The organism is Nostoc sp. (assembly GCF_036919555.1).
In the GTDB taxonomy this organism is placed as follows: Bacteria; Cyanobacteriota; Cyanobacteriia; order Cyanobacteriales; family Nostocaceae; genus Nostoc.
Window position 1 is genome coordinate 15,836 of the sequence record NZ_JBALCS010000083.1, and the last position, 20,912, is coordinate 36,747.

Consider the following 20,912-nt stretch of genomic DNA (forward strand, 5'->3'; position numbering starts at 1 on the left):
ATACATCTTATGGTTTCATTTTGCTTAAGTTGACACTAATGAGCATTGCTGTGCCCCTACGACAGATGTGGTTCAAGTACTTGAATTCTGCTGTAATTACCACCGTAGACATCGCCTTGAGAGTACCGCCTGAAATCGACTCTGCAAGAATTGCTATTTGCTGGGTAAATTGGGATATAGATGCGGAAAAATTTTCTCTGTAAACTTGACCAGCAAATGGTAATGAAAAACTATTATCAAGATTTTATAATTCGTGATTGGGTGGAAAGCGATCGCACTAGAGCCGCCGAAGTCATCAGTTATGTATTATCAGAATACGGTCTGGGTTGGGAACCGAAGGGCGCTGACCGAGATGTGCTGCAAGTAGAGGAATATTATTTAGATACTGGGGGAGAGTTTTGGGTAATTGAACACCAAAGCCAGTTAGTAGGTACTGGAGCTTACTACCCGATACACCGTGGCGAAAAAGCTGTAGAAATACGCAAAATGTATCTTTTGCCGAGCATCAGGGGTTTGGGACTGGGGAAATATTTGTTACAACAGCTAGAAGCAGCGATCGCACAGCGTGGATTTGAACAAATTTGGATTGAAACGGCCAGCGTTTTGGTGGAAGCAGTCAAGCTGTATGAAAGCAACGGCTACACTCCAGCAACGGTGGATGTAGAAACAACAAGGTGCGATCGCGTGTATGTTAAGTCACTGCACAACAGTTAAAGGAGTTAACTCCTAACTTTTAACAGACGCGATTAATCGCGTCTCTACTCCTAACTCCTGTACAGACGCGATTAATCGCGTCTCTACTTCTAACTCCTGTACAGACGCGATTAATCGCGTCTCCTAACTCTTAAAATGCACACTTGGACTAAAAATCTCACAGGCTTACTCAATCTTTTTCTCCAATCCCATTGCCCCCTATGTCAACGTGCAACTTCCCAAGAATTCTGTCAGAACTGCACCAGACAACTACAAAAATGTCAACGTCAAGACCCGATTTCTTTATGGCAAGAGCCAATACCAGTGTTTGGCTGGGGGGAGTATGGTGGCCCAGTGAAACGGGCGATCGCGGCGATGAAATACGAAAATCAACCCCAAATCGCTCGTCCTTTGGGTCAATGGTTAGGAGAAGCATGGTTATTAAATTCACCGAGGCGAGATAGCCAGCCTGTGGTAGTTCCCATCCCACTCCACGCTAGCAAGCAAAAGCAACGTAAATACAATCAAGCCGCACTCATAGCACAAAGCTTCTGCGAAATAACCGGATTAAAATTGAAACTAAACGGTTTAGCAAGAGTGCGAGAAACTGAAGCGCAGTTTGGTTTGTCGGGATCTAAACGAGAAAAAAACTTGGACAAAGCTTTTGCTGTTGGGCAACAATTTTGCGATCGTCCCCCAAATGCCCCAGTGCTTTTAGTGGACGACATTTATACTACTGGTGCTACTGCCAGGTCTGCTGTACAAACACTTCGTCAGCATGGAATTGTGGTCTTAGGATTAGTAGCAGTAGCCACTACGGTCAAAGACGGATAAATTAAGAATTAATGGGCAAGCTTTGACAGATAAGTGCAGAAATTGACTAAATTACCCTATTTTTGTGGAAAAATTGTTTGAAATGTATGAATAAAGTTTTTGCGGTGGGTTTAAAACAACTCATCATCATTCCTGCCACGTTGCTGGCAATAGGTATTAGTACAAGTGCAGCTTTTGCTCAAAATAAGTTGTATAGTCCAATCCCTTTATCTAACAGTACTGAAATTACTGATAGCCTCTCAGACAAAGACATTCCCACAGGTCAAGGTGGGTTTGCCCGTGATTACACAGTGAAGTTACAGAAGGGGGATAATTTAGCAGTTGACCTGTCATCGGAAAACTTTGACACCATCATCACACTGCTGGCACCTGATGGTTCGACTGTGGCAGAAAATGATGATGGGCCTGATGGTACTAGCAATTCCCTACTATTTACTCGCATTGTAGAGACAGGGAATTATGTTATTCGTGTCCGGTCTTTTGGGGAAACTGGGGTTGGGACTTTTAAACTCAAAGTGACAAAGTTGCAACCGATTAAATGAATTAGTCATTAGTCATTTGTCAGGAGTTAAAAATTCTTTTCCTGCTCCTGTGCTTCTTCCTCTATGCCCTTCATTTCTTAAAAGGCGGTCAGTACACAGAGAAATAAGGCTTCAGTCCACTCAACGACTGCGCCGTAAGTATCTCCAGTGTGTCCGCCTAATTTGTGGTTGAACCACGCACCAGTTAAAGTGGCGATCGCACTCCCAGCAACGATCATTCCCAGTGCGAGAAATAACTGCTGTTGATCTATCAGCCAAAGTAAACCACTCAAACCAAACAACAACAACAATCCTGGTAACAAATCTTTGTCAGAACGAATGGCTTGTTTGTGAAATGCACCTTTACCAGTTGGTTTTAAGTAAGGGTATCGCACGATTGCTAGCTGTTGTCCCCAACGTCCCCAGCCACAAGCAGCCATCAGCAATAACCAACGGTTTTCTGGCATATCCGTCAAAGCTGTTATTTTCAGTATCACCAAGGCGATCGCTGCCATTGCCCCAAATGCACCTGTGGCACTATCTGTCATCACTTTGAGTCGCCGATCTGGGTCGCCCACTGCCAAACCATCGGCGGTATCCATTGCCCCATCTAAGTGCAGTCCTCCAGTCATGGCAATCCAAATACTTACTACCAAAGCACTACGAGTTAACACGGGTATACCAATATAATTCATCCCCGTATCTAGTAACCCTAAAATTCCCCCAATCATCAACCCCACAAGCGAAGCAAGACGTGCTACTCCTCGAAAATCCAATCCGTTAAAATACGGGAGTGGAATAACAGTGTAAAAGATAATACTAGCTGCCAGATTTAACAACAGCTTTTTCCACCACTGTTGCTGTTTCGTCATCTGAATTACATTAATATTTGGTTAATTGCTGGATAATAGGCATAATTTCGGTACAACCGACATGAGCAAACTTTAAAGCTTTAAATAAGATTTACTTCTATTAGAAATTCTCCCTGAAAATTTTGTTATGCTGTTCTAAGTAATAGATAGATCAAGCAGTGTAACTTTATACAAAAAACAAAGGATTCAGGAAATTAAAATTCCATCAGGGATCAAAATTTGTGTTTTGTATACGTTAACTAAAAACTTACTCCAAATTGTTAGACGATTGCCCCACAAAATTGATATTTTTTTAAATGTGGGAGTAAACAAGCTATTCAATTATGACAGTTTAGCTATGTTGTCACTCTCCGTAGCTCTAAATCGCTATTTTCCTATGAGTCACCATCTACCCGACACCAGGATACCAGCTCCGTGCATTATTAACACGGGCGTCATTGTGAATAAGCTCGACATCCGGCGATTACTGGCAGATTTAGGTCGAGTCCACTACATCTACACCCAAGAAGATAAGGTACTGAGCGAGGGTGAAGGGGATGTGATGGAAGTTTTTGCTAATCCGCAAAGGTCTACTTTAGTGGCTAACCACGCGCTATATCTGAATGTTTATAGTTTTGATTATTTGGAACTAAAACAGTCGCCGCAACAAGAAACCTACTTCGATTTGATGCAAGACGGGGTTTGTCTGCGGTTGATTCCTCGCTCAACCCCTTTACAAGAGCGACGAGAGCGAAACTTCAATGTCAGCGCCATAGAAGCGATGATGGAGCAAGTACTCTCAGCCCGGTGGGATGCAGAAATTGACGATGACTGTTCTGATTCTTTCTAGTATTACGAGTCGTGATGCGTAAAGCCCCCGTGTTTCAACCGGGGGATATAAGCGAATAGCCGAATTTATTCGGCATTGAAAGATTCTTAATTTGGGCAGAAATCTGTTGTAAAATAGAGAAGTTACGCCAGATAATTTAGAGTAATTATGATCGTTCTTGAGGCAAAATTGAAAGGAAAGGCTGTGCAGTTCAAGGCTTTGGATGAAGCTTTGCGAACCGCTCAGTTTATCCGCAATTCTTGCCTCCGGTACTGGATGGAGAACATTGGAGTCAGCCGTAACGACTTATATAAATACTGCAAGATATTAGCGGATAACCCTGATTTCCCTTGGGCTAAAAAGCTCAACTCTCAAGCGCGACAAGCTCATGCTGAACGGGCTTGGTCTGCGATTGCTAGGTTTTTCGACAACTGCAAAAAACAAGTCCCAGGTAAAAAGGGATATCCCAAGTTTAAAAAGCATCAGACTCGCGCCTCAGTAGAGTATAAACTCACAGGCTGGAATCTGTCTAGTGACAGGAAGTACATCACATTCACTGATAAGTTTGGGGCTGGACGCTTCAAGATGATGGGAACCCGTGACTTGAACTTTTATCAGATTGAACAAATCAATCGAGTGAGAGTGGTGCGTCGCTCGGATGGCTACTACGCTCAATTTTTGATTAACGTAGAACGCACTGTAGAGAGAGAGCCAACCAAAAGAACAGTTGGCCTTGATATGGGGTTGAACCACTTCTACACTGATTCGGACGGGAACACTGTTGAGAATCCCCGCTATCTGCAAAAAGCCCAGAAGCGACTCAAACGAGTGCAACGCAGAGCTTCTAAAAAGGTGAAGGGATCTAAGAATCGTCGGAAAGCGGTTAACCGTTTGGGACGAGCGCATCTGAAGGTACAACGCCAGCGTCAAGACTTTGCAGTAAAAGCTGCCAGGTGCGTGGTGAGGTCTAACGACCTCGTGGTGTTGGAAGACTTGCAGATTTGCAATCTGGTGAGCCAGCGCGGTGGGCGGGTCCCCCGACTTGAAGCGACTGGCGAACCCGTAAGGGTCAAGAATCATCACTTGGCTAAGTCGATACATGATGCAGCTTGGGGTGATTTTCGGCGTTGGGTGGAGTACTTCGGCAAAGTGTACGGGGTGGTGACGGTTGCCGTTGCTCCACAATATACGAGCCAGAATTGCTCTAACTGCGGTGAGACAGTGAAGAAATCGCTTTCGACTCGGACTCATATTTGTCCTCATTGTGGGTATGTGCAAGACCGAGATCACAACGCGGCAATCAACATTCTAAAAAAGGGATTAAATACGGTGGGGCACACCGGAATCAAAGCTTGGGGAGAGAACGACCTCTATCTAAATCAGGTCACTGGTTCAGACAAGTTGGCTCGGTGAACCAAGAATCCCCGTCAATTTATTGCCGGGAGTGTCAACAGTTTTGATGTTTGTCCATAATTTAGCCAAATAAGATTAATTTTGCCCTAATACCATTTGGTTTTATGGCTGCTAGTTATGGATTTTTGAAACTCTTTACCGATTAGGGCTTCACAATCCAAAATCTAAAATCCTTCGGCTGAGGCTCACTACGAAGTCTAAAATCCAAAATGGTATGAGTGCGAATTTTTCCTTTGAATGTCTTGCCTGCTGTAGCCAAACCAAAGCTAGAGCCGGAGTATTTTTCACGCCTCACGGTGTTGTAGAAACCCCCAGATTTATGCCAGTGGGAACGCTAGCAAATGTCAAAACTATCACCCCAGCCCAGCTAAGAGATACTGGGGCGCAAATGATCTTATCCAATACTTATCATCTTCACCTACAACCAGGAGAAGCGATCGTGGCTGGGGGTGGTGGGTTGCACAAATTTATGGGGTGGAACGGGCCGATGCTCACAGATTCGGGTGGGTTTCAGGTGTTCAGCTTAAGCGAGATGCGAAAAATTACTGAAGAAAGCGTAACTTTTCGATCGCCCCATGATGGACGAATTATTAATTTGACACCAGAGCTATCCATTCAGATTCAAAATACTTTGGGGGCAGATGTGATTATGGCCTTTGATGAGTGTCCGCCCTACCCAGCGACTCGCCAAGAGGTAGAAACTGCAACTGAGCGGACTTATCGCTGGTTAGAACGCTGCATAACGGCTCATCAACGCAGTGAGCAGGCGTTATTTGGAATAGTGCAAGGGGGCGTGTATTTGGATTTGCGTTGCCGTGCGGCTGAAGCTTTGGCTAAGTTGGATTTGCCCGGATATGCCATTGGTGGGGTAAGTGTCGGAGAACCGCCAGAATTGATGGCTGAGATTGTAAAAGTCACAGCACCGCTTCTACCCCCCGAAAAACCGCGTTACTTAATGGGTGTGGGAACTTTTCGGGAAATGGCGATCGCGATCGCATCTGGTGTAGATTTATTTGATTGCGTAATTCCCACACGCTGGGCCAGACATGGGACGGCAATAGTCCAGGGCGGACGCTGGAATTTAAAAAATGCTAAGTTTCGTGAAGATTTTACGCCATTAGATGAAACTTGCCCATGCTACACTTGTCAAAATTTTAGCTGTGCTTATATATCTCATTTAGTGCGATCGCAGGAAATTTTAGCTTATACCTTGTTGAGCATTCACAACATTACCGAACTAATTCGCTTTACGCAGCATATTAGAGAAGCAATATTGAGCGATCGCTTCACCACAGAATTTGGTCACTGGCTCAACGAAGAAAGTGCTGAGTTATGAATAGTGAGTGCTAAGTATAAAAATGCTTGTCTTGTAGTAGGGTCGTAAACAAGCAAAATCTTTATTACTCAGCACTCAGCACTGACCAAACCATGTTAAGATACTTCTCAATTATGAAAGCTGTGTTGGATAGGTGGATTTAAACAAACATGGAAGCAGCACTTTTATTAGCAAAACTGCCTGAAGCTTACCAAATCTTTGATCCCTTGGTGGACGTTCTCCCTGTTATTCCCGTATTCTTCTTGTTGCTTGCTTTCGTTTGGCAAGCAGCCGTGGGATTTAGGTAAGTTAATCTATTTTTCAATTTATAGGACAGGTAGAGTACCCGTCCTATTTTTTTGTGTCGTCAGATTTGATAAAATTAATATTTATTAATATTTTGTGATGAATTAAGATAATAAATAAGATCTAAATCAAGCCATGTCAATATGAAGCCTTGAAAGCAAGCTTAGAGTCAACGAGGAATCGGTTATGGGTAATATCAAATTCGTTAAAGAGAATAAAGAAGTAGTAGCGGCGGATGGTGCAAATCTTCGGCTCAAGGCAATGCAAAACGACATTGATATATATACATTGATTGGCAAGATGACTAATTGCGGTGGTAATGGTCAATGTGGCACTTGCGTTGTCCAGATAGTCGAAGGACTAGAAAATCTTTCCCCCCGCACAGACGTAGAAAACCGGAAATTTAAGAAAAAGCCGGAAAATTACCGCCTTGCCTGTCAAACCTTAGTGAATGGCTCAGTCAGTGTAGTCACAAAGCCTTAAATTCTCAAATCTGCCATTGCTCCAATTTGTATCCAGTCAGTAGTCAAAATACTTACCAAAATTGAGTTTTTTGATTTTGAATTTTGTTAGCGCAGCGTTAGCGAGTCCGCGAGCGTCATTTTGAATTTTGAATTGGTATAACTTTGTCATCAATAATGCTATCCTAATCTTGTTGACTGGAAATTTAAGAGAGGTTTTCTTGCCATGCAAGTTAATGACCTGGGGTTCATAGCGAGCATTTTGTTCGTACTAGTCCCTGCTGTGTTTTTACTAATTCTGTACATCCAAACTGCTAGCCGCGAAGGTGGAAAAGATAGTTAAGAGTTTGTGTATAAAATAAATGACCCCTGCACCAGTAGTGTAGGGGTTTTTATTTATCAACTGCTAACTCTATTTTGACTTTAAGCGATTGTCCGCGCCAACAATACTGGACAAGTGGCATTGACTCGAACATAGTCAGACAGAGAAGTGCCGATGAGTCGGTCTATATCAACAAAACTCTTAGCGATCGATGGACGACGATCTGGAGAACCAAGCAATAATAAATCTATATTCAATTCCTCTGCCAACCGACAAATTTCTTCACCAGGTTTACCACTGCTGATATAAGAACGAGATTGGATGCCCTGTTTTTCAGCTTCTGCAACTGCGGCTGCTAGAACTGGATTTTTATCTGAGTTAACCTCGGTTATTTCCGATTTTTTCCCGCCTAAATCTGTACTAACATTTGCTAAAATTAACTGGCCGCCCTGAATATCTCGCAACAAGAAGAGAGCCAATTTTAAGCAATTTTTTGCTGAATCAGAGTTGTCTATTGCCACCATAATACGCTTAATTCTTTTTACATAAATATCATCCTTTACTAGCAACATGGGGCGAGAAGATAGCTGGAAAACATACTGACTGACTGAGTTAGATAAAATCGATTGCAGCCGCTTCAGTCCGCGTGAACCCATAATAATCAAGTCAGCGTCGATTTCATCAGCTACTTGGCAAACCACATCTTTGGGTTCGCCTTCACGCAAAATTGAAGAAACCTGGCTAGGATCTAAGTTCAAAGTTTGAATGGCATTGGCTAGAATTTTACCACCATTTTCCCATTTAGCTGTCATGGTAGCAGCAGCATTTTGTGCAGGAACAACATGTAAAATTGTAACTTTGGCAGATTGAATTGAAGGGATTTCTTTCAGGGTTTTGAGCATTTCTTCTGCGTGTCCCAATCCCGATACAGCCAGCAAAATTCTTCTGATCATCTTACGTAGTATTTGTGAAGTTTACTTTTGTTTTCGCTGTTAGTACTTGGCTTAGGTCGGATTTTTACCGCCTTGCTTGACAACCTAGTTAGTAAGTTGGCACAAATAAACTTTGTTTTTTAGTATTTAACACTCAAACAAATGGCAAAGTATAAAAAAATCAACAAATATTTAAGTTTATTTGCATTTAGTTACTTAAATTCTCAACTAGACTGTGAAATCCGGCTCTTAGTACTTGCTTGGCGTTAATTTCTCCAGCATGGGCGTAAGTGCGATCGCCCCGATAATTCTGACTGCATCTATCTAGGGTTATAGGGATTATGATTATGTACTACATCAACTATCATGCAAGCTATTTAAGCTAGTAATAGAGTTGTTTCAATCCAGGGTATGAGAATATGAAGGTTTGGCTTGCCTGCTTTTTGGTGCTGTTTGCCTTGGCGGAACTGTTTGACTGGTTGCAAGAATTTAATCTCCCATTACCTATCTATATTTTGGGTGGGACTTTTTTAGCTGTTGCTTCTAACTATGATAAAATGTTTGGCTCCTATTTTGCTGATTCAAGCATTGAAGCATCAGTCGAACAACCTCAGTTAGATTCACTAACCCCATCTACTAATCCTATTTCTTTCCCAATTGCCAGTCCTGTTGAAGATGCTCAAACTTCTCAAACAGATGATTAGCCGCATGGCGCGTAAGCTTGCTTTTAGAGTAGGTAGGAATACACCAAGGTCTTGAAGGAGCGAGTAAATTGCTACATTAATAGAAGCTCAGGTTAATTAGCTTTTAACCTAGAGTCGGAAAATTAACTTTTGCGCCTGCAATATCTACCCAATTCAGGCTAACGTCGCAACGCCGTGATTAGTGGACTATTAGAAAAACTTCGTGTCCCCTTTGTCAAACTTCAGGATTATCGTAAAACTGACAAGAGCAAAAGCTGGCTGCAAATTATTTTGGTTACTAGTGTAGGAGTCACCGCCTTTATCTGGGGAATTAGGGAACTCAAATGGTTGCAGCCTTGGGAGTTAAGAGTTTATGACCAGATGTTGCGATCGCGTCCAGCACAAGCACCCGATCGGCGGATTTTGTTAGTAAAAATCACTGACGACGATCTCAAACGAGAGAAATGGACTCTATCAGCTCGTAGAATCAATCAGCTGTTAAACAAAATAGAGTCTTATCAACCGCGAATTGTTGGTTTATATCTTTTCCAACCAGAAGACAACAATTTGGCAGCTAATCTCCAAAATCAAGATAACATCATCAGCACCTGTTTGTTCAGCAGCTTGGGTAGAGATGAAATTCCGCCACCACCTAATTTTCCTATAGATAATGTTGGCTTTAGCGATGTGGTTACTGACAATGAAAACGACCAAATTCTCCGCCGCAGTTTGTTATTTGCTAACTCTACAGACAAGAAATGTACAGCATCATTTGCATTTGGTGCCCTAATTGCAATTAATTATCTGGAAAAACAAGGCATTGAATACCAGTTCACTAAGAAAGGAGATTTTCAGTTAGGTAAAACCCTGTTCCCGCGTTTACAAGCTAATTCTGGTAGTTATCGACATCTGGATGCAGATGGCTATCAAATATTATTAAATTACCGTCACCCCAACAGCCTCGCCGACCAAGTAACCCTCACACAAGTCCTCAGTGGCCAAGTCAACCCCAATTTAGTCAAAGACCGTCTTGTAATTATTGGCACTACAGCAGCTAATCTCCCTCCAGGTGGCTTTTATACGCCCTACAGCGCTTTACCAGATCAACCAGCCAGAATGCCTGCTCTGTTTATTCATGCACAGATAGCAAGTCAACTCATCAGTACAGTGTTGGATGGGCGACCTCTAATTTGGTACTGGCCTGACTGGGCAGAACTTATTTGGGTGTGGAGCTGGTCGCTCTTAGGTAGTGTTTTAGCATGGCGGTGGCAAAATCCGTTGCTTTTGCTAGTGGTAGTAGGGACAACTCTACTTGGCTTAGTCGGAATCTGCGTTGCTTTGTTTTTGCAAGCCGGATGGGTGCCATTAATCCCTTCTGCTCTTGCTTTGGTGATTAGTAGTATCTGTGTGATTGCTTATACTAGCTACCAAAATCAGTGGCAAACTCAGGTGATAATTCTGCAAGTTGAAAAACAACAAGAAGCGATCGCTCAATTAAATGTACTCTTAGAAGACAAAACAGCAATTCCCGACTCCTATCTTGATTTTCTTCCCCCAATTGATTTCCCAGAAATAAAATCTGGTGATTTGCTTTTGAGTGGACGCTACAAAATTTATAAAACTCTCGGTGCAGGTGGATTTGGCCGCACTTATTTAGCACATGATACTCAACGACCGGGTAATCCCATTTGTGTAGTTAAAAAGTTAATGCCAGCCCGTCAAGATACACGATTTTTGCAAGTTGCTCGCAGGTTGTTTAATAGTGAAGCTGAAATATTAGAATCTTTGGGTAAACATGATCAGATTCCCGAACTACTTGCTTATTTTGAAGATGACCAAGAATTCTATTTAATTCAACAATATATTGAGGGACATACCCTAAGTGAAGAATTACCACCTGTGCAGAATGTGCAGAACGAATCATTTGTGATCGAGATGCTCAAACAAGTTTTAGAAGTTCTAGAATTTATTCACCAGCATCAAGTGATTCATCGTGATATCAAACCGACTAATATTATTAGATGCGCTGAAGATAATCGGCTGGTGTTGATTGACTTTGGTGCTGTCAAATTAATGCAACCGCCGAGTAGTGAGCAAACAGAATTAGCGACAGTAGCCATCGGGACGAGGGGTTATGCACCTCCAGAACAATTTGCCGGTCATCCCCGCTTATGCAGTGATATTTACGCTTTAGGAATGATTGCCATTCAAGCCATAACTGGGATACCACCGCAAGAACTCCACCCAGATCCAGAAACGGGTAATCTGATGTGGCGGCAAACGGTGCAAGTGAGTGAAGAATTAGCAGTGATTTTAGATAAAATGGTTTGCTATCATTTTAGCGATCGCTATCAATCAGCCGCCGATGTTTTACAAGATTTGAAACGGATGTAGCCCTGGCGATAATCGTCTGGTGCTATTTAAACGCAACCTTCTGCATTGTTATTGCATCGACTAACAATGCGATTGTATCGGCTAACAATGTGATTGTATCGGCTAACAATGCGATTGTATCGACTAACAATGCGATCGCGTCGAGTAATAATGCGATTGCATCGAGTAACAATGCGATTGTATCGACTAACAATGCGATCGCATCGGCTGACAATGGCATGTGTGTCAAATCAGAGCCAGGGCGAATGGAATTCGCGGCTACATAGGTAAAGTCCGCCTCCACAGACTAAGGAAAATTGAGGGTTTAAAATTCACGGAGGTAGGTGTTGCTTGTCTAAAGGCGGTTTCTAATCGCCGATGTAACTTTCCGTAAAATTGCTACAATACACTACAAAAGCAATACATGGTTGCAGCAAATGCTCAAGCGGCTTTGGCGGTGGCTCAAGAGGTCTTTTCAACGCTTATTTGGCAAAAAGCAGACTCCTCCGTTAGAGAAACAGAGGAGAGTAGAACCACCTAAACAGCTAACAGATGCGGAGTATGAATCGTTGTTTCTCCAGTTGTTGGCAGAAATCAATGATGGCTTGAGTAGAGGAGGGGCAAAAGGTTTCTTGGCTGCAAACCGCATCAATGAAGTTAAGTTGGTAGAGTGGTTGCGGGGTTTTGGCGAAAGATTGTTAGCTTTACCTACACCGAATGATGAGTTAGCAAAGCGGATGATGCGACTGGGTGAGTTGAGTATTGGGGAAGTTAGTATTGTTGCTGATGATATTGGGAGGCGGTTGGGAGGAGGAGAAACGAACCACCAAGGCGCAGAGGACGCGGAAGAAGGAGGGGAGGAAGAAGCAGATGTTTGGTTTAATCAAGGTTATGAACAGTGCATAGCAGGGGATTTTGCAGGTGCGATCGCATCCTACGACAGTGCCCTCAAAATTAAATCCGATAAACACGAAGCTTGGTATAACCGGGGTGTGGCGCTAAAGAATTTAGGGCGATTTGAAGATGCGATCGCATCCTACGACAGTGCCATAAAAATCAAACCCGACGATCACGATCCTTGGTACAACCGGGGTTTGGCACTGGGTAATTTAGAACGATTTGAAGAAGCGATTGCATCTTTTGACAGTGCAATAAAAATCAAACCCGACGATCACGATCCTTGGTACAACCGGGGTGTGGTGCTAGGTAATTTAGGGCGATTTGAAGATGCGATCGCATCCTACGACAGTGCCATAAAAATCAAACGTGACTACCACGAAGCTTGGCACAACCGGGGTGTGGCACTGTATAATTTAGGGCGATTTGAAGATGCGATCGCATCTTTTGACAGTGCAATAAAAATCAAACCCGACTTACACGACCCTTGGAACAACCGGGGTTTGGTGCTGGATAATTTAGGACAACACGAAGAAGCGCTCGCATCCTACGACAGTGCCCTCAAAATCAAACCTGACTTACACGACGCTTGGAACAACCGGGGTGTGACGCTGGATAATTTAGGACAACATGAAGAAGCGCTCGCATCCTACGACAGTGCCCTCAAAATCAAACCTGACAAACACGAAGCTTGGTACAGCCGGGGTGTGGCACTGTATAATTTAGGGCGATTTGAAGATGCGATCGCATCCTACGACAGTGCCATAAAAATCAAACCTGACTTACACGACGCTTGGAACAACCGGGGTGCAATGCTGGATAATTTAGGACAACATGAAGAAGCGCTCGCATCCTACGACAGTGCCCTCAAAATCAAACGTGACTACCACGAAGCTTGATACAACCGGGGTGCGATGCTGGGTAATTTAGGGCGATTTGAAGATGCGATCGCATCTTTTGACAGTGCCATAAAAATCAAACGTGACTACCACGAAGCTTGGTACAACCGGGGTGCGATGCTGGGTAATTTAGGGCAATATGAAGAAGCGCTCGCATCTTTTGACAAAGCCCTCGAAATCAAACGTGACTACCACGAAGCTTGGTACAACCGGGGTTTAGCGGCAAGTGATTCAGTTAGTTGTAATCGCTTGTTGGCTTTCTCTAGTTCTATTGCCAGACAAAATCCCCAGCTTAACCAGCGCGGGTATGATGGAAAATTGGCAAGCTACGAGGAAGGGTTAAAGCATTGTCACCAAGATACGCACCCAGAAGATTGGGGAAAATTACATCAGGCGATAGGTAAGGCTCATTACTTCCAAGGGCGAGGAAATTCTAACGCCCGCTTTTTTTGGCGCAAAGCCGTCAATAGTTACAAAACGGCACTGCAAAGTCTCACAGCAACAGATTTTCCTGAATTACATCTAGAGGTTTTGCGAGATTTAATTCGCGTTCAGTTAGATTTGAAGGAAACAGCCGAAGCCACAGAACTCCAGCGACAGGGTACTGATTTATTGCGGCGCTTATTAAATGAATCAAATCGCTCTGATCAAAGTAAAAAACAACTAGCTCTAAAATTTGCCTGGCTTCAACAGTTAACTGTTGATCTAGCTGTGCAGTCTGAGAAGCTAGTACAAGCTGTTGAATTAGCAGAACAGAGCAAAAATACCTGCTTGCGTTGGCTTTTGGATGAATGGAGTGATGAAATTTCCTCTCCCAGTTATTCAGAAATGCAACAACTGCTGAATCCCTCAACTGCTGTTGTTTATTGGCATCTCAGCCCTTACGCCTTACACACTTTCATCCTGAAACACAACACACCATCACCCATCATCCTCTCTACTCCCTCCTTTTCCAGCCAGAATGAAAATGCTCCTCCAACTCCTCCCTTCTTAAGCGGGGCTGGGGGGAATCTCCGCTTACGCGATTTTGAAGGCTGGGTGAAAAACTGGAATCAACAATACACAAATTTTCGCAAAGGCAAAGATAAACTAGGTGAACAAGTAAGAACTTGGCGCGACAACTTGCCGGAAATGCTTCGCAACTTGAGTAATATCCTTGATATCAACGCTGTTGTTTCAGAAATACCAGAAATTACTCAGCTAATCCTCATTCCTCACCGCGATTTGCACCGCTTTCCTCTCCATGCACTATTTCCACCTAAATTCACCATCACCTATCTACCCAGCGCCAAAATAGGATTAATTTCCCAAACTCACCTGGAAAACAGAGGCGATGAGCAGCACAATTTACTCAGCATCGAACATCCCAACAGCAAAGGTTATCCCCATCTGGAGTTTGCCCAAATTGAATCGGAAGCCATCAGCCGGATGTTCCCCAACCACACCCGCAAGCGTTCTGAGAAAGCGACAAAAGCAGCAATAATCAACGCTTTGCTCCAAGACTACAGTATTTTGCACTTTACAGGGCATGGCGAATATAATTTCCAAAATCCTGCGTTATCTCATTTGGCGTTAGCGGGTGAAGATAAACTAACTCTCGCGGATATCCGCAATCTTAATTTGCAAAGCTACCAACTCGTCACTCTCGCAGCTTGCGAAACTGCGATTACAGGTAATCACACCATCACTACAGAATATGTCGGGCTTGTCAGTGGCTTTATGGGTTGCGGTGTGGCTCATGTTGTTAGCACCCTATGGACTGTAGAATCAGCCGCTAGCGCTTTGATGATGATTCAGTTTTATCAATTGCTGCAACAAGGTAAATCAGAAGTAGTGGCTTTGGCTGAAGCTACCCAATGGCTGCGAAATGTCACAAATGCACAACTTGCAGAATGGTATGCAGCGAAAATTGCTAGATTACCCCAAGATGAAGGGATCATTCGTCCTTTTTTACAAGATCAGTTAGATGATATTAAGATCAGACAAACAACTGATCAACCCTATAGTCATCATTACCAGTGGGCAGCTTTTACAATTATTGGAGTTTTTTGATCATGCAACTTTTAGAAGCCTATAATCTCAAAGCTTTTGTCTTTGCATTGTCTTACCTTGATGCACCATTACCAGAAGATGTGCAAACAGAGGTTAATCAAGTAAATATTCCCGATGACATTGGTAAACTAGATGCGATCGCACGCAATTATCCGCCGTTAGCTGAACATTATTTAACTGCTCGCCAAAATTTAAAACAGGAAGCTGAAATCCGCAGCAAAGGACCTTTACCCGCTAAAATTAATCAGGCTGCCGAACAGCAAAACACAGAAATAAATAATATTCTTGTTGCCATTAATGAACTAGATGATCAAAATTTAACTGAAATTGCTCAACCCATTCTCAATGATTCTGATTCTGTAACTGTCGCTAAAGACACGTGGGCAAGAATTATTCTCTCTCTACAAAAGCCTATGCTATGAATCAACAGTATAATCTCATCTATCCAACTATTGATTTATTTGTCTATGACCTGCAACAAGCTTTAGGACAAACAGATGAGCAAGTTAACCAAAATCGTCATTATTTTTGGCGTAAAATTAAACCAGATTTAAATAAAGATTACGATAAAGTTAAAGATGATGATTTGCTGAAACAACTCGCTACTTTAGAAAAAACCGAAGCAGATTACGTCGAATTACTCGTACCCGAAAAACAAGAAAATTTTCAGCCAGATATAGCAGGTTATTATTACGCATTGCAAATAGGTGATACCTATGCCCTGCAAGTAGATAGCGGTGTTACTGATTATCTGGGCAAACCTATGAGTAAATTTCAAGATATTAAAGAAAACATAGAATCTCGTATCAATCATCAAAAAGGTAAAATTGGTCAAACTTGGTTTGTTTGGGGACAGTTGGAAAAAATTTATAACCCGGAAGAAATTAGAGCGATCGCTGAACAATGCTATAAACAAATAAATCCCAGCTTTCAGGGTAAAATAGCTTTGCAAAGCCAGAGCAGTTTTTTAGGTGCATCTGCATTTGAAGTCTGGGAACAGCCCAGTGATTGGGCAAATGAACAGAACTTTAAAGATAGCTTGCATATATTAATATGTTTGTTTCCGCCCCAGCAATCTATCAAAAATATTACAGAAAGTATCGCTAATATATATTTTGATTTAATCCGGCTGTTTTGTTATCGTTATAAAATTCTTTGGGCTTATCACCAAAGCCGCAAATTGAAAAGCCGAATCAAGAAAGATTTTAACGAAGTGCAAGAGACTGTCAAAAAAATCAGAGATTTAGGACAACAACTAAACAATGGTAGACTCAATCTTGAGGAATTACAAAAAACCCTAACTGATACGCTAACAATCTTATCGGAATACGCGATTAATTTAAGCTATCTAGATGACCAAGGACGCACAATCAAAGTTAATCTGAATAATTATAAAAAGCGGCTAGAGAAGATTTCACAAGAAAATAGCAACAGCCAACTACAATCTATGCAGCAATTTGGCGAATTTAGTGCTGATAAATATCTGCTGCAAATAGAAACAGATTATATTAACCTCAGCCCAGGCTTGACCCTGCTGCAAAATTTAATTAGTACAATTCAAGGTACTATTGATATCTACCAAGCAAAAAGCGATCGCAACTTAGAAAACTTCATCGGTAGCGCAGGTATCGGACTAGCAACCAGCCAAATCGCATCTTCAGTATTAGTTGCTCAATACCCACCCAATAGCAAAACACCATTTTTCCTCACAACAGCCTTCATGTGGAGCGTTGTTGCTGGAGTGCTAACCATTATAATAGCCTGGATATTCTTTAAAAAAATTCGCCGCTAATCACTCTTGCCTTAGCGTCCTTAGCGGGTTCGATACTCTAACCATGTCCACCCAACCCACAATCCAAAGCATATACACCGATGGTGCTTGCACCGGGAACCCTGGCCCTGGCGGTTGGGGTGTTGTCGTCTACTTCAACGATGGCTCAATCCACGAAATGGGTGATGCATCTCCTCATACCACTAATAATAAAATGGAAATGCAAGCGGCGATCGCCGCCTTACAATTCCTGCAAACATCTCAACAAGCTCAACCCATTACCCTTCATACCGATAGCGAATACCTGATTAACTGTGTTACCAAGTGGGTGAAAGGCTGGAAAAAGAAAGGTTGGAAAAAGTCAGATGGTAAACCCGTTCAAAACCAAGACCTTTTAGAAACTCTCGACGACCTCAATACCCAACAGGTAAAATGGCAACACGTTAGGGGACATTCTGGTAACATAGGTAACGAACGTTGTGATGCGATCGCTCGCACCTATGCCACTGGCAAAATCCCTTCCCTACAACAATTATCTCCCACAGATTTTTACAACTCTTTACCTGATTCCAGCCAACTAAATGTAGCAAAAGTAGCTGATTCTGAAAAAAACTCTCGAATAATTAACCAAACTACCCAAGAAGTCAGTACTTCTGCACCAGAAATAACTGTTATGGAACTATCAACTGGGCTAGCTGCGGCTGCAACCGATGAAAAACCCTCAGAAATGAGGGTTTTGCAACTCCGCAGCTTGGTCGAAACTCTGCGTATCGCTGACGAAATTTCTGAAAAAGGCTACTTAATCACCAGTTCTGAGTTAGCAGACTTGATGGATGTCCACGCCAGCGCTGTCACCAGTCGCGGAGATCAATGGCGCTGGCGAAACTGGATAGTGTCACGGGTACGCCGTGAAGGAAATCAAATTCTTTGGGAACTGGAACGCGGGGATCAAATAGGAGGTGAAGAGGAGTGAGGAGTTGAAAATTCATAACTCATAACTCATAACTAAGCACTATATTTCCGTCCTCGCCACTCGCGCGGGGTGCGGAACGCAGATAAGAAGATTCGCAGCACAGCTAAGGGATCAGCCAAAGGCGAAAGCCAGAATAACCAACTGCCTTTGGTGCTTTTGCGATCGTAGGAAGGTGCGATCGCTATTAGCATAGCAAAGCGAATTACCAGGAGAAATAAATTCAGTCCCAGCAGAAGAAGTGGGGGAGTGGGTGAGTGGGTGAGTGGGGGAGAAATCAACAAAAAAGTCAGGACAATTAAAAGGGGTAGACCTTGAACAGATGTGAGTAGCCATAAATCTCCCCACAACTGCGAACGAGAAGTTGCATCTTTGAGGTCGAGACTCCGCCCCCATTCCTTCCACGTCTCTATCGCCCCTTCATACATCCGTACCTTCAACACCTTTGCGCCATCTAAAAAGCCCACCTTATACCCTTGAGCAGCAATATTCCGTGCCAAAGTGACATCATCACAAAAAGAACTACTCGCACTGCTATAGCCACCCACAGCAGCTAAAACGGAGCGACGACACAAAAAACACTGCCCATTTGCCATCACCCGTTCTGGCTGCTCTGTATTGATCCCGGCTGGGTCAAATCGATAAAGCAGAGTCATCAACAAAGCCGGTTGTAGCCAGCACTCCCCAGGATATTTGAGGATGAACTGGGGTGAAAGGGAAACGAGATCATAGCCTTGTGCTTCGGCCGTCTTCACCAAACCAGCAACCAAACCCGGATGCGGTTGGATATCAGCATCCAGTCCGAGAAACCACTGACTCGCCTCAGAACTATATAGAAAACCGTTATGCAACGCCCAAGGACGCCCCACCCAACCAGAGGGTAAGGGATCATCTGTCATCAGGCGAAAGCGCGGATCTTTCTGCTGTATCGCTTTTACCAAGTCGGGGGTGCCATCACCAGATTTGCTGTCTACAACGATTATTTCCCGAACTTCGTAGCTTTGCTGACTTAAACCAGCTAACAGAGGGCTAATGCGAAGCGCCTCGTTTAATGTGGGAACGACGACACTAACCCTACCCAAAATATCTGGCGTCGGCTGTTGCGGTTCTATTGGAGGAAGGCGTCTTGGCCCCTTTAGCAGGCGCGAAAACAGAATCGCCGTTGCTGGTACTTGGATAAGTAGCAACAAAAGGGAGATGGCGCTTTCTACTATCAAAGCGTTGTCATTATTCATTGGGCATGGGCCAAACAGGGCATGGGCCAAACAGGGCATGGGCCAAACAGGGCAATTCAATTTTGGATTTTGGATTTTAAATTTTGGATTAAATTTCAATCTAAAATCCAAAATCTAAAATTCTTGCTCCCCCACTCCCCACTCCCCACTCCCTAATTTCTAAACTTATTTCAAGGCAACTTCAACCTTTGCCACTGATACTTCCTTACTTGCTGTTTCAACAGCAACTTGAGTGGGTGTAGTTGAACTGCTTAACCACAGCGCCACGGCGGGAGTCACACCTAGCGATAAGCCTAGCAACACAGGGATGGAGAACCCAGAGGCCAAGCTTAGTCCGGCGGCGAAGGCAAAGTTAGTTAAATAAACGACTAAGGGTAAACTGAGTTGCGATCGCTCTAATTTAATCGATGTATTTCTCCACAATAATCCTGCCACACTCATAAACAGGGCGCTAGTGCCAAACCAACCTACATAGTTCTGGTAAGGTGTCCCAAAGAAAGCTCCTGGTTGTTCCCAATACCAGAACGGCAGAGAAGATTGACTCATAGCTGGCTCAAGGGCAAAATCCCAACAAGTGAAGAGCAAAGCACCAACGGCTATAGCAGCAATATGGCGTCCCCAACTGGGTTTTTGAGCCACTTTCAAACCAGTTCTAGCAATTAAGTAAGACGACAGCCCAACATAGAACCAAGATAAAGGAATTGTGAAAGGAACTAGCCCACCAATCTTATAGCCCAAGCCACTTAAGTAGCTATAATCGCCAAATGGAAAACCTGTGCTAGTTCCCAGTAGTTCACTTCCCAAAGAGATAAACACAGCCGGCAGCATAAATGCTAGCCAAGTTCCCAATCCCAAAGTCCGGTAGGCATAAATAGAGACAGCTATTGTCCCCAAGATGATATCAACTACACCACCACCTGCCATACTTAACTGCATGGCAGTTTCTCCAACCTGCGATAAGTTGAAAATTATTTCGGCATTAGGTATGACCAGTAGCATCCCTACCAATCCAAAGGCTTTTGACACGATATGACCAATGAGGCATACGCGTTCAGCAATAACAAGTTGTCTCATGATAATTCCTTAACAAGATGTGACACGCGGCTACTCGGCTGCTAACAGTTTACAAATGTTTAACAACATATTTAACTACTTTGTGCCGCAATTCTCTACAAACTTGTTTGGCTTTCTTGCGAACAGCATAACAGCCTATTGATTGAAGCTATAAGAAATATGATGATAAACCTACTATTTTAAGCCATATAGTCAAAATCTACATAATTTCATCTACAAAAACTTCTGGTTTTTTGTCCCACTGAATCCCTATATGATGAAAAACTCCTTCAATGCAGGGATCTTGTTGAGGGGGGACAACTATCATAAATTAAGCAAGCATTAAAGTAAAATAAAGTCTTCAGTTAAGTAAGTGGGCAAGAATAAATCAAACTATGTTACGCATCTAAGATTAATTAAATTATCTCATAGTAAGGACTTCAGCCCTTACCCTTCTCCTGACGGTGACGCTGTGGGTAGCTTTCTTCCCCGTAGGAGTACG

22 protein-coding genes are annotated in these 20,912 nt (G+C 43.1%); 17 read left to right on the plus strand and 5 right to left on the minus strand.

Going from position 1 to position 20,912, the window contains the following annotated elements; translation table 11 throughout:
- Positions 1 to 38 precede the first annotated feature (38 nt).
- The 4 genes from V7K36_RS22700 (at position 39) to V7K36_RS22715 (ending at position 2,069) form a co-directional block, all read left to right on the plus strand.
- Positions 39 to 203, plus strand: coding sequence for a hypothetical protein (locus V7K36_RS22700; protein ID WP_335119513.1), 165 nt, complete (start codon positions 39 to 41; stop codon positions 201 to 203).
- Positions 204 to 222: 19 nt separating this feature from the next.
- Complete coding sequence (locus tag V7K36_RS22705) at positions 223 to 714, plus strand: GNAT family N-acetyltransferase (RefSeq protein WP_335119515.1); 492 nt, start codon at positions 223 to 225, stop codon at positions 712 to 714.
- Positions 715 to 849: 135 nt separating this feature from the next.
- A complete protein-coding gene (locus V7K36_RS22710; protein ID WP_335119517.1) occupies positions 850 to 1,527 on the plus strand; it encodes a ComF family protein in 678 nt (225 codons plus the stop codon).
- A gap of 86 nt (positions 1,528 to 1,613) precedes the next feature.
- The gene (locus V7K36_RS22715) at positions 1,614 to 2,069 is read left to right on the plus strand and encodes a PPC domain-containing protein (protein ID WP_335119519.1); all 456 of its coding nucleotides are present in this window, start codon (positions 1,614 to 1,616) and stop codon (positions 2,067 to 2,069) included.
- A gap of 77 nt (positions 2,070 to 2,146) precedes the next feature.
- On the opposite strand, the gene cobS is transcribed toward V7K36_RS22715, so the two are convergent.
- The gene (cobS, locus tag V7K36_RS22720; protein ID WP_335119521.1) at positions 2,147 to 2,920 is read right to left on the minus strand and encodes an adenosylcobinamide-GDP ribazoletransferase; all 774 of its coding nucleotides are present in this window, start codon (positions 2,918 to 2,920) and stop codon (positions 2,147 to 2,149) included.
- Between the two features lie 376 nt (positions 2,921 to 3,296).
- Here cobS and V7K36_RS22725 point away from each other — a divergent pair, with 376 nt between their 5' ends.
- The 6 genes from V7K36_RS22725 (at position 3,297) to psbM (ending at position 7,566) form a co-directional block, all read left to right on the plus strand.
- A complete protein-coding gene (locus V7K36_RS22725; protein ID WP_334945793.1) occupies positions 3,297 to 3,749 on the plus strand; it encodes a hypothetical protein in 453 nt (150 codons plus the stop codon).
- A gap of 147 nt (positions 3,750 to 3,896) precedes the next feature.
- Positions 3,897 to 5,141 (plus strand): RNA-guided endonuclease InsQ/TnpB family protein, encoded by a 1,245-nt coding sequence (locus tag V7K36_RS22730; protein ID WP_335119523.1) that lies wholly within the window; start codon positions 3,897 to 3,899, stop codon positions 5,139 to 5,141.
- A 214-nt stretch (positions 5,142 to 5,355) separates the two neighbouring features.
- Complete coding sequence (gene tgt / locus V7K36_RS22735; protein WP_335119525.1) at positions 5,356 to 6,477, plus strand: tRNA guanosine(34) transglycosylase Tgt; 1,122 nt, start codon at positions 5,356 to 5,358, stop codon at positions 6,475 to 6,477.
- A gap of 149 nt (positions 6,478 to 6,626) precedes the next feature.
- Entirely contained in the window at positions 6,627 to 6,764 is a 138-nt protein-coding gene (locus V7K36_RS22740; protein ID WP_006195022.1) for a photosystem II reaction center protein K, read from the plus strand.
- A 184-nt stretch (positions 6,765 to 6,948) separates the two neighbouring features.
- Positions 6,949 to 7,245 (plus strand): 2Fe-2S iron-sulfur cluster-binding protein, encoded by a 297-nt coding sequence (locus V7K36_RS22745; protein WP_334828959.1) that lies wholly within the window; start codon positions 6,949 to 6,951, stop codon positions 7,243 to 7,245.
- A gap of 204 nt (positions 7,246 to 7,449) precedes the next feature.
- The gene (gene psbM / locus V7K36_RS22750) at positions 7,450 to 7,566 is read left to right on the plus strand and encodes a photosystem II reaction center protein PsbM (protein ID WP_084227279.1); all 117 of its coding nucleotides are present in this window, start codon (positions 7,450 to 7,452) and stop codon (positions 7,564 to 7,566) included.
- Between the two features lie 80 nt (positions 7,567 to 7,646).
- On the opposite strand, the gene V7K36_RS22755 is transcribed toward psbM, so the two are convergent.
- Positions 7,647 to 8,498 (minus strand): universal stress protein, encoded by an 852-nt coding sequence (locus V7K36_RS22755; protein ID WP_334945968.1) that lies wholly within the window; start codon positions 8,496 to 8,498, stop codon positions 7,647 to 7,649.
- 398 nt (positions 8,499 to 8,896) lie between these two features.
- Here V7K36_RS22755 and V7K36_RS22760 point away from each other — a divergent pair, with 398 nt between their 5' ends.
- Both V7K36_RS22760 and V7K36_RS22765 read left to right on the plus strand, forming a co-directional pair.
- Positions 8,897 to 9,181, plus strand: coding sequence for a hypothetical protein (locus V7K36_RS22760; RefSeq protein WP_335119528.1), 285 nt, complete (start codon positions 8,897 to 8,899; stop codon positions 9,179 to 9,181).
- A gap of 174 nt (positions 9,182 to 9,355) precedes the next feature.
- Positions 9,356 to 11,554 carry a CHASE2 domain-containing protein gene (locus tag V7K36_RS22765; protein ID WP_335119530.1) on the plus strand — a complete coding sequence of 733 codons (2,199 nt, stop codon included), beginning with the start codon at positions 9,356 to 9,358 and terminating at the stop codon, positions 11,552 to 11,554.
- Between the two features lie 22 nt (positions 11,555 to 11,576).
- On the opposite strand, the gene V7K36_RS22770 is transcribed toward V7K36_RS22765, so the two are convergent.
- Positions 11,577 to 11,837, minus strand: coding sequence for a hypothetical protein (locus V7K36_RS22770; protein WP_335119532.1), 261 nt, complete (start codon positions 11,835 to 11,837; stop codon positions 11,577 to 11,579).
- A gap of 133 nt (positions 11,838 to 11,970) precedes the next feature.
- Between V7K36_RS22770 and V7K36_RS22775 the strand changes: the two genes are divergently transcribed.
- The 5 genes from V7K36_RS22775 to rnhA are packed head-to-tail and all read left to right on the plus strand — an operon-like array spanning position 11,971 to position 18,125.
- Entirely contained in the window at positions 11,971 to 13,329 is a 1,359-nt protein-coding gene (locus tag V7K36_RS22775) for a tetratricopeptide repeat protein (protein WP_335119534.1), read from the plus strand.
- A gap of 15 nt (positions 13,330 to 13,344) precedes the next feature.
- On the plus strand, positions 13,345 to 15,381 hold the full coding sequence (locus V7K36_RS22780; protein WP_335119536.1) for a CHAT domain-containing protein: 2,037 nt from the start codon (positions 13,345 to 13,347) through the stop codon (positions 15,379 to 15,381).
- 2 nt (positions 15,382 to 15,383) lie between these two features.
- Positions 15,384 to 15,803 carry a hypothetical protein gene (locus V7K36_RS22785; protein WP_335119538.1) on the plus strand — a complete coding sequence of 140 codons (420 nt, stop codon included), beginning with the start codon at positions 15,384 to 15,386 and terminating at the stop codon, positions 15,801 to 15,803.
- On the plus strand, positions 15,800 to 17,173 hold the full coding sequence (locus V7K36_RS22790) for a hypothetical protein (RefSeq protein WP_335119539.1): 1,374 nt from the start codon (positions 15,800 to 15,802) through the stop codon (positions 17,171 to 17,173). The genes V7K36_RS22785 and V7K36_RS22790 overlap by 4 nt, the downstream gene beginning before the upstream one ends.
- A 43-nt stretch (positions 17,174 to 17,216) precedes the next feature.
- Positions 17,217 to 18,125 carry a ribonuclease HI gene (gene rnhA / locus V7K36_RS22795; protein WP_335119541.1) on the plus strand — a complete coding sequence of 303 codons (909 nt, stop codon included), beginning with the start codon at positions 17,217 to 17,219 and terminating at the stop codon, positions 18,123 to 18,125.
- 32 nt (positions 18,126 to 18,157) lie between these two features.
- Here rnhA and cruG read toward each other — a convergent pair whose 3' ends face one another.
- Together cruG and cruF are read right to left on the minus strand one after the other, a co-directional pair.
- A complete protein-coding gene (cruG, locus tag V7K36_RS22800; RefSeq protein ID WP_335119543.1) occupies positions 18,158 to 19,357 on the minus strand; it encodes a 2'-O-glycosyltransferase CruG in 1,200 nt (399 codons plus the stop codon).
- Positions 19,358 to 19,522: 165 nt separating this feature from the next.
- A complete protein-coding gene (gene cruF / locus V7K36_RS22805) occupies positions 19,523 to 20,431 on the minus strand; it encodes a gamma-carotene 1'-hydroxylase CruF (RefSeq protein ID WP_335119545.1) in 909 nt (302 codons plus the stop codon).
- Positions 20,432 to 20,912 lie beyond the last annotated feature (481 nt).

Coding starts and splice junctions, on each gene's coding strand:
- V7K36_RS22700 (WP_335119513.1), top strand. CDS start 39: ATGAGCATTGCTGTGCCCCTACGACAGATGTGGTTCAAGTACTTGAAT.
- V7K36_RS22705 (WP_335119515.1), top strand. CDS start 223: ATGAAAAACTATTATCAAGATTTTATAATTCGTGATTGGGTGGAAAGC.
- V7K36_RS22710 (WP_335119517.1), top strand. CDS start 850: ATGCACACTTGGACTAAAAATCTCACAGGCTTACTCAATCTTTTTCTC.
- V7K36_RS22715 (WP_335119519.1), top strand. CDS start 1,614: ATGAATAAAGTTTTTGCGGTGGGTTTAAAACAACTCATCATCATTCCT.
- cobS (WP_335119521.1), bottom strand. CDS start 2,920: ATGACGAAACAGCAACAGTGGTGGAAAAAGCTGTTGTTAAATCTGGCA.
- V7K36_RS22725 (WP_334945793.1), top strand. CDS start 3,297: ATGAGTCACCATCTACCCGACACCAGGATACCAGCTCCGTGCATTATT.
- V7K36_RS22730 (WP_335119523.1), top strand. CDS start 3,897: ATGATCGTTCTTGAGGCAAAATTGAAAGGAAAGGCTGTGCAGTTCAAG.
- tgt (WP_335119525.1), top strand. CDS start 5,356: ATGAGTGCGAATTTTTCCTTTGAATGTCTTGCCTGCTGTAGCCAAACC.
- V7K36_RS22740 (WP_006195022.1), top strand. CDS start 6,627: ATGGAAGCAGCACTTTTATTAGCAAAACTGCCTGAAGCTTACCAAATC.
- V7K36_RS22745 (WP_334828959.1), top strand. CDS start 6,949: ATGGGTAATATCAAATTCGTTAAAGAGAATAAAGAAGTAGTAGCGGCG.
- psbM (WP_084227279.1), top strand. CDS start 7,450: ATGCAAGTTAATGACCTGGGGTTCATAGCGAGCATTTTGTTCGTACTA.
- V7K36_RS22755 (WP_334945968.1), bottom strand. CDS start 8,498: ATGATCAGAAGAATTTTGCTGGCTGTATCGGGATTGGGACACGCAGAA.
- V7K36_RS22760 (WP_335119528.1), top strand. CDS start 8,897: ATGAAGGTTTGGCTTGCCTGCTTTTTGGTGCTGTTTGCCTTGGCGGAA.
- V7K36_RS22775 (WP_335119534.1), top strand. CDS start 11,971: ATGCTCAAGCGGCTTTGGCGGTGGCTCAAGAGGTCTTTTCAACGCTTA.
- V7K36_RS22780 (WP_335119536.1), top strand. CDS start 13,345: ATGCTGGGTAATTTAGGGCGATTTGAAGATGCGATCGCATCTTTTGAC.
- V7K36_RS22785 (WP_335119538.1), top strand. CDS start 15,384: ATGCAACTTTTAGAAGCCTATAATCTCAAAGCTTTTGTCTTTGCATTG.
- V7K36_RS22790 (WP_335119539.1), top strand. CDS start 15,800: ATGAATCAACAGTATAATCTCATCTATCCAACTATTGATTTATTTGTC.
- rnhA (WP_335119541.1), top strand. CDS start 17,217: ATGTCCACCCAACCCACAATCCAAAGCATATACACCGATGGTGCTTGC.
- cruG (WP_335119543.1), bottom strand. CDS start 19,357: ATGAATAATGACAACGCTTTGATAGTAGAAAGCGCCATCTCCCTTTTG.
- cruF (WP_335119545.1), bottom strand. CDS start 20,431: ATGAGACAACTTGTTATTGCTGAACGCGTATGCCTCATTGGTCATATC.